Origin of the sequence: Psittacicella hinzii, from assembly GCF_003585885.1 — a bacterium.
Lineage (GTDB): Bacteria > Pseudomonadota > Gammaproteobacteria > Enterobacterales > Psittacicellaceae > Psittacicella.
The window spans coordinates 44001-59917 of record NZ_NRHC01000038.1; the positions used below are offsets into that span (position 1 = coordinate 44001).

Consider the following 15917-nt stretch of genomic DNA (forward strand, 5'->3'; position numbering starts at 1 on the left):
ACAGCTCTTTTTCTACCAGCCCCCTCCGGCACCACCGCCACGGGAACCTCCTCCACCAAAATCACTCCCTCCTCGAGAGTTTCTCCCTCCAAAACCTGAATCCTTTGAATCTCCATTTCTATTTGAGCCAAAAGATGAATTTCTTTGGTTTTTGGCTAAGACATTAGCTATTAAAGCTAAGAAAGTTATTACTTTTGATAAGTTACTCGTTAACTTGTTGCTCTTACCATTTTGTTCTAACTTTTTAGATAACTTATTTAGTTTAGAACCAAACATTCCAAAAAGGAATATTGCAAGAAACGAAAACCAAATAATAAAGAAAATTAAAGGGAATATCTTATCAAACCAATCCTCTTCCTCTTCGGTTGATTTAGTTAAAGCATCTGGGATATTATTATCCGCTATTTGCATTAAGTCTGAAATAGTTTGTTCAATTCCCAAGTAATATTTTTCTTCCCTAAAGTTTGCTTGTAGTCGTAGTCTTCCGATTCTCGACAGTAAGGCGTCAGGTAAATCCCCCTCTACCCCTGGACCGGTTGCGATAAAGTATTTACGATCACTTTTTGCTATAAGCAGGAGCACACCATTTTGCTTATCTTTATTACCTATCTTCCATTGATTCATTAAATTGAAACTATAGTTTTGAATAGGCTCGTTACCTGTAGTATTGACAATAACTACAACAATTCGAAATTTATCTTTTTGATTAAACGCTATTAACTGTTTATTCAGATTATCTAACTGTGTAGCATTTAGAGTGTTAGTGTAATCATTTACAGGTGTAAGATTTGCAGGTATTTGAGGGTAATTCGCTACAGCTTTAGCAGAGAACAATAATAGAGCAAAAAGAAAGCAACTTAAAAACCATTTAAAATGTTGCAAAATTAGTTTCCAAAGTCTACTACAGGCGCATTTTGTGCACCATTAACTGACTGAAAATATGGAATAACTTTAAAACCTAAAAGTCTTCCAAAAATATTGTTAGGGAAAGTTTTTAAATCAGTATTAAAAGCTAATACGTATTTATTATATTCACTACGTGCGAATGCAACCCTATTCTCAATTCCTTCTAACTGTGCTTGAAAACTTAAAAATGATTCATTAGTTTGTAATGTTGGGTAATTTTCTGTAACCATTAAAAGACGAGATAGAGCTTGACTTAAACCGTTTTGCGCCTGTTGTAACTGTGCTAATTTCTCTTCAGTTAAGTCTTCAACATTTAATTTAACGCTTGTAGCTTGTGCTCTAGCATTAATAACATCAGTTAAAGTCTTTTGTTCAAAATTAGATTGAGCTTTAATTGTGTTAACTAAATTAGGTATTAAATCATAACGTCTTTGATATTGAGTTTCTACTTCAGCTAAAGCTAGATTAACTTGTTGCTGACTTTTTGAAAGAACGTTATAAGTACTTACTGACTTAACTACTCCAAATAATACTACAACAGCTAGTAGTATTAAAATAATAAACTTTTTACTTTTAATCATAGAAATTCTTGGTTTAAAACTTTGTTATATTGTTTTATTGCCTTTTCATCAATAGTTGCTACTTTTTCAAGCATTGCTTTTAATGCTAGCTTACCGTTCACAACATTTTGAATTGCACGATAAACATCCCATTGACGAGTAAGCTCTATATCAATAACTTTTTCTTGAGAAAGATCTTCAAGGGAAATATGCTCTTCTTTTACTATCTCTAAAAAGTTTCTTAAATAGTATAAGCAGAACAGACTAGTTTCCTGCGCCATTAAAATAAGATCTTCAATCTTTCCACCTAAATAAGCATCAATACTAGCCACCAGCAGATAAAAGATATCTGCCACACTTTTAATCTGCAGAAAAAGAAAGTTATCACTATCAATCTCTTGAGTATAAAAATCAAAAGCAGTGTTGTAGCGTGATATCAAACCTAGGTAGAATTCTAATTTGTCTTCTAAATATTCAACACCATTAGAGCTAACTTTTTCTAATGGAATTTTTAAACAATCAAGACATCTTTGAATATCTTCTAACTGGGAAAAGAAATCATTAACTAAATAAAGATGTTCTTTATCTAATTCAAAACTAGTATTTAAACGTACTTCCTCAGCAATATTATCATCTAACATTGCTAAAATCTGTTCAAAATCTAAGTCTAAATCGTTAAAATTACCAACAGAATAATGCAATAACTGCTTAATGTTAGATTGAATAATTAAACTTAAGTAATTAGCGTTTAATTTGAGATAACGACTATGGATAGGATTAGAAAATATAGCTTCTTCCCTAATTGGGTTTAATAAAACTTTATGATCTAGTAAGTGTGCATTATACATAGTTATTTTCTCTCAGTATATTTGCGTAATGCTTCTAACATAATTGCAGGATTTTCAACAGGAACATCTTGATGAATTCCATGACCTAAATTAAATACATGACCACGATTAAATTCTGCATCATGTAGATCTCTACCTAAAGAATAATCTTCAACAGCTAACTGCACATTTTTCTCAATACTTTCTTTTGTTCCGTATAGGATAGAAGGATCTACATTACCTTGAATAGCTACCTTATCTCCTACGAGTTTTCTAGCTACCCCAAGATCAACTGTCCAGTCAACACCTATAGCGTCAGTACCTGACTGAGCAATATCCTCTAACCATACTCCACCACCTTTTGTGAATACAGTTACAGGAACGCGCACACCATTATATTCTCTATGTAAGTTAGAAATTATTTCAGCCATGTAAGCTAAACTAAATTCTTTATACTCACGATGTCCTAAAATTCCTCCCCACGTATCAAAAATCATTACTGATTGCGCACCTGCTTCAATTTGCGCATTTAAATAATTAGCCACATTTTGCGCAAGATTTTTTAGTAGAGAATGTAAAGTTTGGGGATCTGAATAAAGCATACTCTTAATTTTAGTAAATTGCTTTGATGATTTCCCCTCAACCATATAAGTTGCAAGTGTCCAAGGACTACCACTAAAGCCTATTAATGGTACTTCACCTTTTAATTCCGTTCTAATCTTTGTTACGGCATCCATAACATATTTTAAAGATTGATTTGGATCTAAAATACCTAGTTTTTCTACATCTGATAAACTATTTATTGGTCTTTCAAAGTGTGGACCTTCACCTGCAGCAAAGTATAAACCTAAACCTAAAGCATCTGGGATAGTTAAAATATCAGAAAAAAGAATAGCAGCATCTAGTGGATATCTACGTAGGGGTTGTAAAGTTACTTCACAAGCTAGCTCAGGGTTTTTACATAAAGACATAAAGTCTCCAGCTTTAGCCCTTAACTCTCTATACTCAGGTAAATATCTTCCTGCCTGTCTCATCATCCAAGCTGGAGTTCTTTCAGTATTCTCTCTCAAAAGAGCTCGAAGATATAAATCATTTTTTAATTTATTTGTCATATAAAACTTATCATCTCAAAAGAAATTTTGTCTCCTAGATTATACCACGAAAACCCCATATATTCGTCGCATAAAAAAAGCCCCTCATAATTCTATGAAGGGCTAAACTTAAATGAGCTTTCGGTTATTTAACCATAAAAATTAATCTAATAAAGCTTGTCTGATACGTTGATACTCTTTACGTTTTGCTTCACCGTAACCAGTACCTGATGGTATTAATCTACCAACTACTACGTTCTCTTTTAAGCCACGTAGATCATCTTTCTTACCTGCGATAGCTGCTTCTACAAGAACACGAGCTGTTTCTTGGAATGAAGCCGCAGAGATAAATGATTCTGTAGCAAGAGATGCTTTAGTAATACCAAGTAATTCACGACGATAGCCAACTAAAGGTAAACCTAAACGTTGACGTGCTCTATTTTCTACGTAGATCTTAGCTAGATCTACTTGTTCACCTAGGATAAAATCAGAATCAACAGGATCAGTAATTACAACTTTTCTTAACATTTGTCTGATAATTACTTCAATGTGTTTATCGTTGATTTTTACACCTTGTAAACGGTAAACTTGTTGTACTTCCTCAACAATGAATTCAGTTAAGGCAACAACTCCACGTAATCTTAAGATATCTTGTGAAGCTTCTGGACCGTCAGAGATCACATCACCTTTCTTCACTTCTTCACCGTCGAATACGTTCAATGTACGCCATTTAGGAACTAGCACTTCCCACGCTTCACCTGCAACTTCACCATTACGCTCTAATGGAACGATACGGATACGTTTTTTATCCTTAGTTTCTTTACAGAATGAAATACGTCCATCGATTTCAGCAAGAATTGCTGGTTCTTTCGGACGACGAGCTTCAAATAGATCAGCAACTCGTGGAAGACCACCGGTAATATCCTTAGTACCAGATCCTTCAATTGGCATACGAGCAATTGGACGACCTTTTTCAATACGATCACCATCACTAATAGATACGATCGTCTTAGGTTGTAATAGGATTTGTGCCGGTAAGTTACTTTCAGATAGGATGATATCGTTACCTTGTTCATCAACAATCTTAATCATTGGACGTAAGTCTCTAGCTGATTGTGGACGTTGACCAACATCAAGTACTGTCATACTTGAAATACCTGTTGAACTATCAGATACTTCTTTAACTGACTGACCACTTACGATATCAACAAATTTAGCATAACCCGTTACATCAGAAATTACTGGAGTATTATGTGAATCCCATGTTGCAATTTCTTGACCTACTGCTACAGCATCACCGTCTTTAATTTTCAGAACAGCACCATAAGGTACACGGTGAACCTCACGTTTAGTACCATTCTTATCAACGATAATTAACTGTGCTTTACGAGATACTATTACTAAATCACCATCTGGATTTTCAACTACTTTGTAGTCTTCTAATCTTACAGAACCTTCAGTCTTAACTTTAATCGAGTTCTCTGAAGCACCACGTGTTGCAACACCACCTAAGTGGATAGTACGCATGGTTAACTGAGTACCAGGCTCACCGATTGATTGAGCAGCTATAATACCTACAGCTTCACCTTCAGAGATCATTTGACCACGTGCTAAGTCACGACCATAACAGTGCGCACATACACCATGTTCATTTTCACATAGTACAGGAGAACGAACATGTACCGCATCGATATGGTTTTCATCTAATACGTTACATAACTCTTCAGTTAATAACTCACCACGACGAATTAATACTTGATCAGTTTCTGGAGAGATAACATCTTTAGCTACCACACGACCTAATACACGGTCACGTAGGCGTTCTTTAATATCACCACCCTCAATAACTGCAGTCATTAAGATAGATTCTTCAGTACCACAGTCATCTTTAGTAATAACAACGTCTTGAGCAACGTCAACTAGACGACGAGTTAGATAACCAGAGTTAGCTGTTTTAAGAGCTGTATCCGCTAGACCTTTACGAGCACCGTGCGTTGAAATGAAGTACTCTTGTACGTTCAGACCTTCACGGAAGTTCGAAGTAATTGGTGTATCGATAATTGAACCATCTGGACGAGCCATTAGACCACGCATACCTGATAATTGACGTACGTTACCAATCGAACCACGGGCACCTGATGTTGACATCATGTATAACGAGTTCATTGATTCTTGCTGTACTAAATTACCATCAGCATCAACAACTTCATCTTTCTCGATGTTAGCCATCATTGCTTTAGTAATCTGATCTGAAGCTCTTGACCAAATATCAATTGTTTTATTGTATTTCTCACCAGCAGTTACAAGACCGTCTGCTAATTGTTTTTGTACTTCAGCTACTTCAGCGTAAGCTTTTTCTACAATCTCATATTTAGCTGCAGGGATCTTCATATCTTCAATACCGATTGAAGTACCTGATAACGCTGCGTATTTGAAACCTGTATACATGATTTGGTCAGCTAGTGCTACAGAAGCATCGTTACCTAAATCACGATAACAAGTATTTAATACTTGAGAAATTTGTTTCTTACCTAAAGGACGGTTGAAAATCTCGAAGCGCATTTTCTTAGGCGCAATTTGCCATAAGATCGCACGACCTACAGTTGTATCGTAAACTGTAGTTACTGGAACTAAACCATCTTCAGCACTTTCTTGTAGGCTAATAGATAATTTGTCTTCAGGTACTTCATTAATTTCTAACCACTCAGTAATACGTACTTTTACTTTAGCATGTAATTCAGCTGCACCAGTTTGGTATGCGATTTCTGCATGTTTAGGACTTGCAAAAATCATACCTTCACCTTTCACGTTAATACAATCACGAGTCATGTAGTATAAACCTACCACCATGTCTTGTGAAGGAACGATAATCGGTTCACCGTTTGCAGGTGAAAGAATGTTATTGTTTGACATCATTAACACACGAGCTTCTAATTGAGCTTCTAATGTTAATGGTACGTGAACCGCCATTTGGTCACCATCGAAGTCGGCGTTAAATGCCGCACACACTAATGGGTGAAGTTGAATTACTTTACCTTCGATTAGAATAGGTTCGAATGCCTGAATACCAAGACGGTGTAGCGTAGGTGCACGGTTTAGTAACACTGGGTGCTCTTTGATTACATAATCTAAAGCATCCCATAATGCAGGTTCTTCACGTTCTACAATTCTTCTTGCTGATTTAATGCTATCAGCAGCACCTGTAGCCATTAATCTACCGTAAACAAATGGACGGAATAACTCTTTTGCCATTAATTTTGGTAAACCACATTGGTGAAGTTGTAAGTATGGACCTACAGAGATAACCGAACGACCTGAATAGTCAACACGCTTACCTAATAAGTTTTGACGGAAACGACCTTTTTTACCTTTAATGATATCTGCTAAAGATTTTAATGGACGTTTGTTAGAACCGGTTACTGGACGACTACGTCTACCATTATCTAATAAAGCATCAACTGACTCCTGTAACATACGTTTTTCGTTACGGATAATCATTTCCGGAGTAGGATTTGATGGATCTGTTAAACGTTTTAAACGATTGTTACGGTTAATAACTGAACGATAAAGTTCATTTAGGTCAGCAGTTGCGAAACGACCACCATCTAAAGGTACTAATGGACGTAGAGCAGGTGGAAGAACAGGTAATACTGTTAAAATCATCCACTCTGGTCTGTTACCAGATCTATCAAATAGATCTAGTAACTTCAGACGTTTAGAGTATTTTTTACGTTTTGTTTCTGAATTAGTAGTTTCTAATTCATTTTTTAGGAATTCAATTTCAGCTTTAACATCAATGCGCTTAATGAGTTCTAAAATTGCTTCAGCACCCATTAATGCTGTCCAATCTGTTGTACCGTGAATTTCTGCAAATTGATCATACTCTTCTGGAGTTAAGAGCATACCTTTTTCTAATTCACTGTGTACACCTGGATCAACAACTACATAGCTATCAAAACGAATAATACGATCTAGATCATTTAATGTCATATCTAAAATCGTACCAATTCTGCTTGGTAATGATTTTAAGAACCAGATATGAACAACAGGAGAAGCTAATTCAATGTGACCCATACGTTCACGACGTACAGATGATTTTGTTACTTCAACGCCACATTTTGAACAAATTACACCGCGATGTTGTTTTAAACGTTTATATTTACCACATAAACATTCGTAATCATTCACAGGTCCGAAAATCTTAGCACAGAATAAACCGTCAGTTTCAGGTTTAGATGTACGATAGTTGATCGTTTCAGGTTTTTTAACTTCACCGTGAGACCAACCTCTGATTGTTTCTGGACTTGCTAAACTGATGGTAATCGCATTAAACTCATTGTCATCAGAGCTTGTAATTTGCATCTGCTCTAAATAGTTTTTAGCATTTTTCATGTATTAAGCCGCCTTGATTATTTTTCAAAGTCCATATTTAGACCTAAAGAGCGAATTTCTTTAATTAATACGTTAAATAGTTCTGGTAAATTCGCTTTCATTTCTTGTTTACCATCAAGGATGTTTTGGAAGATCTGACGACGACCTTCGATATCATCTGATTTAACAGTTAACATTTCTTGAAGCGTGTATGCAGCACCATATGCTTGTAATGCCCATACCTCCATCTCACCAAAACGCTGACCACCGAACTGCGCCTTACCACCTAATGGTTGTTGTGTTACTAAACTGTAAGAACCAATTGAACGAGCATGCATCTTATCATCTACTAAGTGGTTAAGTTTCAGCATGTACATGTAACCAACTGTTACAGGACGATCAAATTTCTTACCAGTTCTACCATCAAATAAAGTGATTTGACCAGTTGTAGGTAATTCTGCTAAACGTAGGAGATCTTTAATTTCTTCTTCAGTAGCACCATCAAATACTGGAGTAGCTACAGGTAAACCATCTTTTAGGTTATTAGCTAATACGATAATCTCTTCGTCTGTAAATTCACTTAAATCTACTTTTTGACGATTATTATGACCTACATCATATGCTTTTTGAATGTAAGATCTTAATTTTTCAACCGATGCTTTAGCTTCTAACATCTTGTTGATCTGATCACCGATACCTTTAGCAGCTAAACCTAAGTGAGTTTCTAGTACCTGACCTACGTTCATACGAGAAGGTACCCCGATTGGGTTTAATGCTAGGTCAATAGGATAACCGTGTTCATCATATGGCATGTCTTCAACTGGGTTAATTTTTGAAATTACCCCTTTATTACCGTGACGTCCTGCCATTTTATCAGCTGGTTGAATTTGACGTTTAATAGCTAAGTAAACTTTTACAGTTTTTAGAACTGTAGGTTGTAAGTTGTCAGTTTTAAGAATTTTCTCACGTTCAACTTCAATACGTTCTTTAATACTGTTTTTGTGTTGTTTAGCTAATTTAAATAATTGTTTTAATTCTTCACTAGCTTCAGGATCCTGTACGTGTAATGTTGAAAGTTTAGCAATATCAGCACTTGCAACACTTTCCTCGCTATGACCATTATTAATTAATAGAGTACGCATGCGAGCAGTAATAGAGCCAACAATAATCTCGACTTCTTCACGAATATCAGCTTCAGCTTTTGCTAACATTTCTGATTGAATTCGTTCAGTACGAGCATCTTTTGGCACATCTTCACGCGTAAATACTTGAACATCGATAACTGTACCTGATACAGAGTTTGGTACACGTAGTGAGTTATCTTTAACTTCAGCTGCTTTAATGTTGAAGATTTGGTTTAAAAGCTTCATTTCAGCATAGTTAGTTGTGTTTTGCTCTGTTTTAGGAGTTACACGACCAACAAGAATATCACCACCTTTAACTTCTGCACCAATATGAATAATACCTGACTCATCAAGTTTACTTAATAAGTCTTTATTCACGTTAGGAATATCAGCAGTAATTTCTTCATTACCCTGTTTAGTTTCACGAGCAGAACATACTAACTCTTGAATATGAATTGACGTAAAACGGTCATCTTGAACAACTCTTTCTGATACTAAGATTGAGTCTTCATAGTTATAACCATTCCAAGGAATGAATGCGATACGCATGTTCTGACCTAAAGCTAATTCACCTAAGTCAGTTGCTGAACCATCAGCTAACACCTCACCACGTTGAATCTTGTCACCTACATTTACACATGGAGTTTGGTTAATTACTGTATTTTGGTTAGAACGTCTATATTTAATTACATTATAGATGTCTACACCAGCATCTCCAGGTAAACACTCAGTTTCATTTACTTTTACAACAATGCGTGAGCCATCAACATACTCAACAATACCACCACGTTTTGCAACAATAGAAACACCTGAGTCAAGTGCAACTACTTTTTCCATACCTGTACCTACTAGAGGTTTTTGTGGTTTTAATGTTGGTACAGCTTGCTTCTGCATGTTCGCACCCATCAGAACACGTTTAGCATCATCGTGCTCAAGGAATGGGATTAAAGCAGCAGCTACAGATACGATTTGCTGTGCAGAAACGTCCATGTATGAAATTTGTTCTGGTAAGAACATACCAGTTTCACCACCACAACGTGCAGGAACTAGTTCTGTAGCAAAAGTATTATCTGGGTTTAACTTAGCATTTGCTTGCGCAATAACAACGTCTGTATTTTCTTCTAGAGGTGATAAGTACTCAAAATCTTCAGTAACTACACCATTAACTACCTTACGATAAGGAGTTTCTAGGAAACCATATTTATTTGTTCTTGCAAATGTTGCTAGGGTATTAATTAGACCGATGTTTTGTCCCTCTGGAGTTTCGATTGGACAAATACGACCATAGTGAGTTACGTGTACGTCACGAATTTCGAAATCTGCACGCTCACGAGTAACACCACCAGCACCTAAAGCTGAAATACGACGTTTGTGAGTTACCTCAGCTAGAGCATTGTTCTGATCCATAAATTGAGATAATTTAGAACCAGTGAAGAACTCTCTTACAGCTGAAGAAACAGGTTTATGGTTAATTAGAGCTTGTGGAGTTAAGTTTTCTAAATCACCATGAGTTAAACGCTCACGTACTGCGCGATCTACACGAACTAGACCCACACGGAATTGGTTTTCAATCATTTCACCAACAGCACGGATACGACGGAAACCTAAGTGGTCAACATCATCCACTGATTGAGTACCATTTCTTACAGCTACTAATTTTTGTAATACTTTAACGATATCTTTAGGACGTAATGTAGATTCTTCTTCAGAAACCTCATCTTTGCTAATACCTAAAGATAGGTTAAATTTCATACGACCTACTACTGATAAGTCATATCTATCTTTGTTGAATAATAAGTTGTTGAAGTATTTAATTGAAACATCTGAATCGCGGTGACTAATGTCAGTATCAGCATCAGATTGTTCATCATTTAATACTTTATAAATCTCAAAACATGCTGACGGGATATCTGTAGTCTGATCACGTCTTAATGTTTCTGAAATATAAGCACCCTCTTCTAACTCATTAGTATAAATAGTTGAGAAACTATTTACTAAATGCTCAGAAAGGATTTGGAAAGCGTCTACAGGTAATACATCATTAGCTCTATATAGCACATCATCAGTCACACGTGAACGAATATCTTTACGTACTACACGATCAGCTAAGATTTCTGTAGGACATTCTACCCACTCTACATTATCAGCACGTAATTGCTTAACAACACGTTCTGTAACTTTACGACCAGCTTCACTATAAACTTTGCTGTCTGTTTGAATAGGCCAAGGTAGAACTTCACCTTTAATTTTTGAGAAAATATTTGTCGAAATATATAGCTTATCATTTCTGATTTGGTAAGCTACTTCTGAGAAAAACTGAGCAAGGATTTCTTCAGTGGTATAACCTAAAGCGTGCAGAATTACTGTAGCTGGTAATTTTTTACGCTTGTCGATACGCATATTAATAATATCTTTAGTATCGAACTCAAAATCTAACCATGAACCACGGTATGGAATAATTCTAGCACTATATAGTGTTTTACCAGAAGAGTGAGTTTTCCCTTTATCTGATTCAAAAATTACACCAGGAGAACGGTGTAACTGACTTACAGCAACACACTCGGTACCATTGATTACGAATGAACCGTGTTCAGTCATAATTGGAATTTCACCGAAGTATACACGAGATTCTTTCGCGTTACGAACTTGTCTTGTAGCTTTATTATCGTATGTAACGAGACGTAAATTTACGTGTAATGGAACTGCATAAGTTTGTCCACGAATTTGACATTCTTGTGGATTATATAATGATTCACCTAGTTCATAATCTACATATTGCAGTTCTGCTAAACCATTATTACTTTGAATAGGAAAAATAGAACGGAATACAGATTCTAAACCTTGTTTTCCTTCAGGATCTTTTGTTATAAATTTCTTGAAAGACTCGATTTGGATAGAAAGTAGATATGGTACGTTAAGGATTTCTTCCTTTTTACCGAAATTTTTACGAATTCGTTTCTTTTCGCTGGAAGTCAACGACATATATTCGCCTCATTTAAGTAATATTTTAAAAGCACAAAAAGCTGAAGACTTACTTGTAAGCCCTCAGCTCTTTTGATTTATAAGTGTTTAATAATAATCTATACTAAAAATAGTTATTATTTAACTTCAGCTTCAGCACCTGCTTCTTCTAATGCTTTTTTCAGATCTTCAGCTTCAGCTTTAGCTACACCTTCTTTAACTTTAACTGGTGCAGATTCTACTAAATCTTTAGCTTCTTTTAAGCCTAAACCTGTTGCTGTACGAACTGCTTTAATTACAGCTACTTTGTTAGCACCAACTGATTTTAATTCAACATCAAATTCAGTTTTCTCTTCAGCAGCTTCAGCAGCACCACCAGCTACAGCTACAGCAGCTACAGCAGCAGATACACCGAATTTTTCTTCCATTGCAGATACTAATTCTACAACTTCCATTACTGACATTTCAGCAATTGCATCTAAAATTTGTTCTTTAGTTAATGACATAGTATTTTTTCCAAATAATTGTTGTTAATAAAAATTTATTAAGCAGCTTCTGCTTCTAATTTGTCAGCATAAGCTTTAAGTGTACGAGCAAGTTTACCTGCAGCAGCTTCTTTCATTGTACCAGCTAAGCGAGCTAATGCTTCTTCTAAAGTTGGTAATGAAGCAAGAACTTCAATGTTAGCAGCTGGAATGAACTCACCATTATAAGCAGCACCTTTAATCTCGAATAATTGATTTTCTTTAGCGAAATCACGGAATAAACGAGCAGCAGCACCTGGGTGTTCATTAGAGAAAGCTACTAGTGAAGGACCTGTGAAAGTATCTGTTAATACTTCTAAAGCTGTATCTTTAACTGCACGACGTAATAAAGTGTTACGAACTGTACGAACGCTAACACCAGCTTCACGAGCTTTTTTACGTAACTCAGTCATTTTTGTTACTGTAACACCACGAGCGTTAGCAACAACGGCAGATAGAGCGCTTTTGGCAGCTTCGTTCACTTCAGCAACAATTACTTGTTTGCCTTCTAATTTTAACGCCATTTTATAGCTCCATGTTCTCAGTATGAGATATTGAAATAAATAAAGGAAAAACCTTTATTACCAAACAGGAAGCAGTAAGAAATAGTTGTATATTAATTATCTGCCCCATCTACGTAGGAAATTAAGATTTACATCACCTACGGTCTTAGACTTACCATATTCTCACGAATATGTAGGTCAGAAGAGAATGAATTGTTAACTGTTTAAATATTACTCTAAACCAGTTACATCAATTACTAGACCAGCACCTTGAGTTGTGCTTAAGCTTACTTTTTGTAAGTAAACACCTTTAGCGTTAGCTGGTTTAGCTTTACGTAAAGCATTTAATAAAGCTACTAAGTTACCTTTGATAGCAGCAGCTTCGAAATCTAGTTTACCGATTGAAGCATGTACGATACCTGCTTTATCGTTACGGAAACGTACTTGACCAGATTTAGCATTTTTAACTGCTTCAGCAACGTTAGGAGTTACTGTACCTACTTTAGGGTTAGGCATTAAACCTTTAGGACCTAAAACAGTACCTAAAGCACCTACAACACGCATAGCTTCTGGAGATGCAATTACTACATCAAAATCTAAGTTACCAGCTTTAACTGAAGCTGCTAGATCTTCCATACCAACAACATCTGCACCAGCTGCTAAAGCTGCTTCAGTGTTAGTTGTGAAAACCGCTACACGTACAGTTTTACCTGTACCGTTAGGTAATACAGTTGCACCACGAACTGTTTGGTCTGATTTACGAGGATCGATACCTAAGTTTACAGCTACATCTACTGATTCAACAAATTTAGGTGAAGCGATTTCTTTTAATAAAGCTACAGCTTCATCAAAAGCGTAAACTTTAGTTTTATCAACTTTGCTGTTGATTAGTTTTTGACGTTTAGTTACTTTAGCCATTATCAATTACTCCTCAACATCTAAACCCATTGAACGAGCTGTACCAGCGATAATTTTCATTTTCGCTTCGATGTCAGCACCCGTTAAATCAGGACTCTTCATTTCAGCGATTTCACGTAGTTTATCTTTAGAGATAACACCTACTTTATCTTTGTTAGGACGAGATGAACCTGATTTTAAACCCATTGCTTTTTTCAGTAATACTGAAGCTGGTGGAGTTTTAGTTTCGAAAGTAAAAGATTTATCTGAATATACAGTAATAACTACTGGAACTGGTAAACCTTTTTCGATGCTTTCTGTACGAGCGTTGAATGCCTTACAGAATTCCATAATAGAAACACCTTGTTGACCTAAAGCAGGACCAACTGGTGGAGCAGGGTTTGCCATACCAGCAGCAACGTGTAATTTCACGTATGCTTGAACTTTTTTAGCCATTTTAAAATCCTATTGTGGGTCAGCGTAGTTAAAAACTACTTCCCTGTTAAAAAATATTTTTATTAGTGCATAAAACACTGTAGTGTATTATAGCACAAGTTATTTTTTTAGTAAATAGTAATTTAATAAAAAAAGCATAGTTTTTTAACCATGCTTTTTTATAATTATTTGTCTGTTGGCGCTATATCTAAATCAGAAGCTTTTAGCTCAATAATACGTTTAGCACCCATAAAATTTAATGCAACATTTACTTTATCATCTGAAGCTGAAGTTGAATTTTTATCTACTGAAACTACTTCACCTTCATAATTTTTAAAGTCGTCACGCTTAATGATTACGCGATCACCAGCTTTAAATCTGATTGTTTCTTTAGGAGATAGTTCTGAATCTTTTACTAATTTTAAGATATTCTCTAATTCAGCTTTTCTCATAGGTTGAGGTTGTTTACCTTTTTGGTGTCCAACAAAACCTAAGATGTGAGTTACACCACGTACTAAGTTCAAAGTAGTAAAGTTAACTTCCATTTGGATAAAAATATAACTTGGGAATAACTTTCTCTCTGTTTTACGTACTTTTGAACCTGTACGAGTAATTACTGTTTCAACTGGGATAATCATTTGACCAAAGTAATCTTGGTATTGTGAGTCCTTAATAGCCGCCTCTAGTAATTGATAAGCTTTTTGCTCATAACCAGAAACAGTTTGTAAGATATACCAGTTGAAGTTTTCCGCTCTTGGACTTACTTTTTCTTCTGAATGCTCAACTTCAGCATCTGAAGCAAATTCTTCAAAATCGTCAAACTCATCAACGTTTACGTCTACCATGGTTTAGAATCTCCAAGTTGTGATTAAGTTAACAAAATATTGAATAACAAAATCAAATAGCCAGAACATGAATGATACTAAAACTGAGATTACTACAACGATGATTGAAGTTTGTAGAGCTTCTTTTTTAGTTGGGTAATAAATTTTCTTTAACTCTAGCATTGCTTCCATCGCAAATTTTAAAAATTTACGACCTTGATTTGTTACAAGAAATGCTAAAACTGCTAATATAATTGCAACCACAACACCTAATAGGCGAAATACTGGGTTAACATTAGCTTCAGTTAAATACTGATTACCATAAGAGATACCTACAACTAATGCTATAGTAACTAGCCATAGAATACTATTTACTGCTGAACTAAGCTGTTTAACTTCAGGCTTAGTTGATGACACCGAACTACTTGCCTTCTTTGGTTTGCTTGGTGTCTTTTTATTTAATGTGTTATTACTCATTGAACAACTCTAAAAAACTATCTTTAACGTAGCTATTATTTCTAGCTTTACTTTATATAAAATAACTTAGTTAGTTTACCACAAATTGTTAAGTTTTTCAATTTTAACTTAATTTCTTCAAATGACTTTTTTTACTCTTTATCGAAATTATATTAGAAGAATTATATAAACTTAGTAACACAAATGCGACTTTAGATGTATAAAGGTATCACGTATGCAAAGCTGTTTGTTTACGTAATTATTTATCAACAATGATTATGTGAATATGTGAGTGATGGGTGAATGTGTGTGAAATGATCTTAAATACAAAAAAAAGAGAGCCAAAGCTCTCTTTTTTTAGGTTAAAAACCTTTATTATTTGATGATGTTAGCAACAACACCAGCACCTACTGTACGGCCACCTTCACGGATAGCGAA

Annotated in this window: 11 protein-coding genes and 1 pseudogene; all 12 read right to left on the bottom strand. The window is 35.4% G+C overall.

Going from position 1 to position 15917, the window contains the following annotated elements; genetic code table 11:
* Positions 1 to 12: 12 nt before the first annotated feature.
* The 12 genes and pseudogenes from CKF54_RS03585 to secE all read right to left on the bottom strand — a co-directional run bounded on the left by CKF54_RS03585 (position 13) and on the right by secE (position 15500).
* Complete coding sequence (locus CKF54_RS03585; RefSeq protein WP_222987497.1) at positions 13 to 834, bottom strand: TPM domain-containing protein; 822 nt, start codon at positions 832 to 834, stop codon at positions 13 to 15.
* 50 nt (positions 835 to 884) lie between these two features.
* Entirely contained in the window at positions 885 to 1487 is a 603-nt protein-coding gene (locus CKF54_RS03590; protein ID WP_119524914.1) for a LemA family protein, read from the bottom strand.
* A complete protein-coding gene (locus CKF54_RS03595; protein WP_119524915.1) occupies positions 1484 to 2314 on the bottom strand; it encodes a hypothetical protein in 831 nt (276 codons plus the stop codon). Before CKF54_RS03595 ends, CKF54_RS03590 begins: the two co-directional genes overlap by 4 nt.
* 2 nt (positions 2315 to 2316) lie before the next feature.
* Positions 2317 to 3405 carry a uroporphyrinogen decarboxylase gene (hemE, locus tag CKF54_RS03600; protein ID WP_119524916.1) on the bottom strand — a complete coding sequence of 363 codons (1089 nt, stop codon included), beginning with the start codon at positions 3403 to 3405 and terminating at the stop codon, positions 2317 to 2319.
* 165 nt (positions 3406 to 3570) lie between these two features.
* Positions 3571 to 7776, bottom strand: a pseudogene (rpoC, locus tag CKF54_RS03605) (DNA-directed RNA polymerase subunit beta'); the annotation flags it as partial.
* A gap of 17 nt (positions 7777 to 7793) precedes the next feature.
* Positions 7794 to 11861, bottom strand: a complete 4068-nt coding sequence (rpoB, locus tag CKF54_RS03610; RefSeq protein ID WP_119524918.1) for a DNA-directed RNA polymerase subunit beta — start codon at positions 11859 to 11861, stop codon at positions 7794 to 7796.
* Between the two features lie 116 nt (positions 11862 to 11977).
* Positions 11978 to 12346 (bottom strand): 50S ribosomal protein L7/L12, encoded by a 369-nt coding sequence (gene rplL / locus CKF54_RS03615; protein WP_119524919.1) that lies wholly within the window; start codon positions 12344 to 12346, stop codon positions 11978 to 11980.
* A 38-nt stretch (positions 12347 to 12384) separates the two neighbouring features.
* A complete protein-coding gene (gene rplJ, locus CKF54_RS03620) occupies positions 12385 to 12888 on the bottom strand; it encodes a 50S ribosomal protein L10 (RefSeq protein WP_119524920.1) in 504 nt (167 codons plus the stop codon).
* 210 nt (positions 12889 to 13098) lie between these two features.
* Positions 13099 to 13785 carry a 50S ribosomal protein L1 gene (gene rplA, locus CKF54_RS03625; RefSeq protein ID WP_119524921.1) on the bottom strand — a complete coding sequence of 229 codons (687 nt, stop codon included), beginning with the start codon at positions 13783 to 13785 and terminating at the stop codon, positions 13099 to 13101.
* Between the two features lie 6 nt (positions 13786 to 13791).
* Positions 13792 to 14220, bottom strand: a complete 429-nt coding sequence (rplK, locus tag CKF54_RS03630; RefSeq protein WP_119524922.1) for a 50S ribosomal protein L11 — start codon at positions 14218 to 14220, stop codon at positions 13792 to 13794.
* A gap of 164 nt (positions 14221 to 14384) precedes the next feature.
* Positions 14385 to 15044 carry a transcription termination/antitermination protein NusG gene (locus CKF54_RS03635; RefSeq protein WP_119524923.1) on the bottom strand — a complete coding sequence of 220 codons (660 nt, stop codon included), beginning with the start codon at positions 15042 to 15044 and terminating at the stop codon, positions 14385 to 14387.
* A gap of 3 nt (positions 15045 to 15047) precedes the next feature.
* Positions 15048 to 15500 carry a preprotein translocase subunit SecE gene (gene secE, locus CKF54_RS03640; RefSeq protein ID WP_119524924.1) on the bottom strand — a complete coding sequence of 151 codons (453 nt, stop codon included), beginning with the start codon at positions 15498 to 15500 and terminating at the stop codon, positions 15048 to 15050.
* Between the last annotated feature and the right edge of the window lie 417 nt (positions 15501 to 15917).

Excerpts from the sequence above, each read along its gene's own strand:
- CKF54_RS03590 (WP_119524914.1), bottom strand. The coding sequence starts at position 1,487 with ATGATTAAAAGTAAAAAGTTTATTATTTTAATACTACTAGCTGTTGTA.
- CKF54_RS03595 (WP_119524915.1), bottom strand. The coding sequence starts at position 2,314 with ATGTATAATGCACACTTACTAGATCATAAAGTTTTATTAAACCCAATT.
- hemE (WP_119524916.1), bottom strand. The coding sequence starts at position 3,405 with ATGACAAATAAATTAAAAAATGATTTATATCTTCGAGCTCTTTTGAGA.
- rpoB (WP_119524918.1), bottom strand. The coding sequence starts at position 11,861 with ATGTCGTTGACTTCCAGCGAAAAGAAACGAATTCGTAAAAATTTCGGT.
- rplL (WP_119524919.1), bottom strand. The coding sequence starts at position 12,346 with ATGTCATTAACTAAAGAACAAATTTTAGATGCAATTGCTGAAATGTCA.
- rplJ (WP_119524920.1), bottom strand. The coding sequence starts at position 12,888 with ATGGCGTTAAAATTAGAAGGCAAACAAGTAATTGTTGCTGAAGTGAAC.
- rplA (WP_119524921.1), bottom strand. The coding sequence starts at position 13,785 with ATGGCTAAAGTAACTAAACGTCAAAAACTAATCAACAGCAAAGTTGAT.
- rplK (WP_119524922.1), bottom strand. The coding sequence starts at position 14,220 with ATGGCTAAAAAAGTTCAAGCATACGTGAAATTACACGTTGCTGCTGGT.
- CKF54_RS03635 (WP_119524923.1), bottom strand. The coding sequence starts at position 15,044 with ATGGTAGACGTAAACGTTGATGAGTTTGACGATTTTGAAGAATTTGCT.
- secE (WP_119524924.1), bottom strand. The coding sequence starts at position 15,500 with ATGAGTAATAACACATTAAATAAAAAGACACCAAGCAAACCAAAGAAG.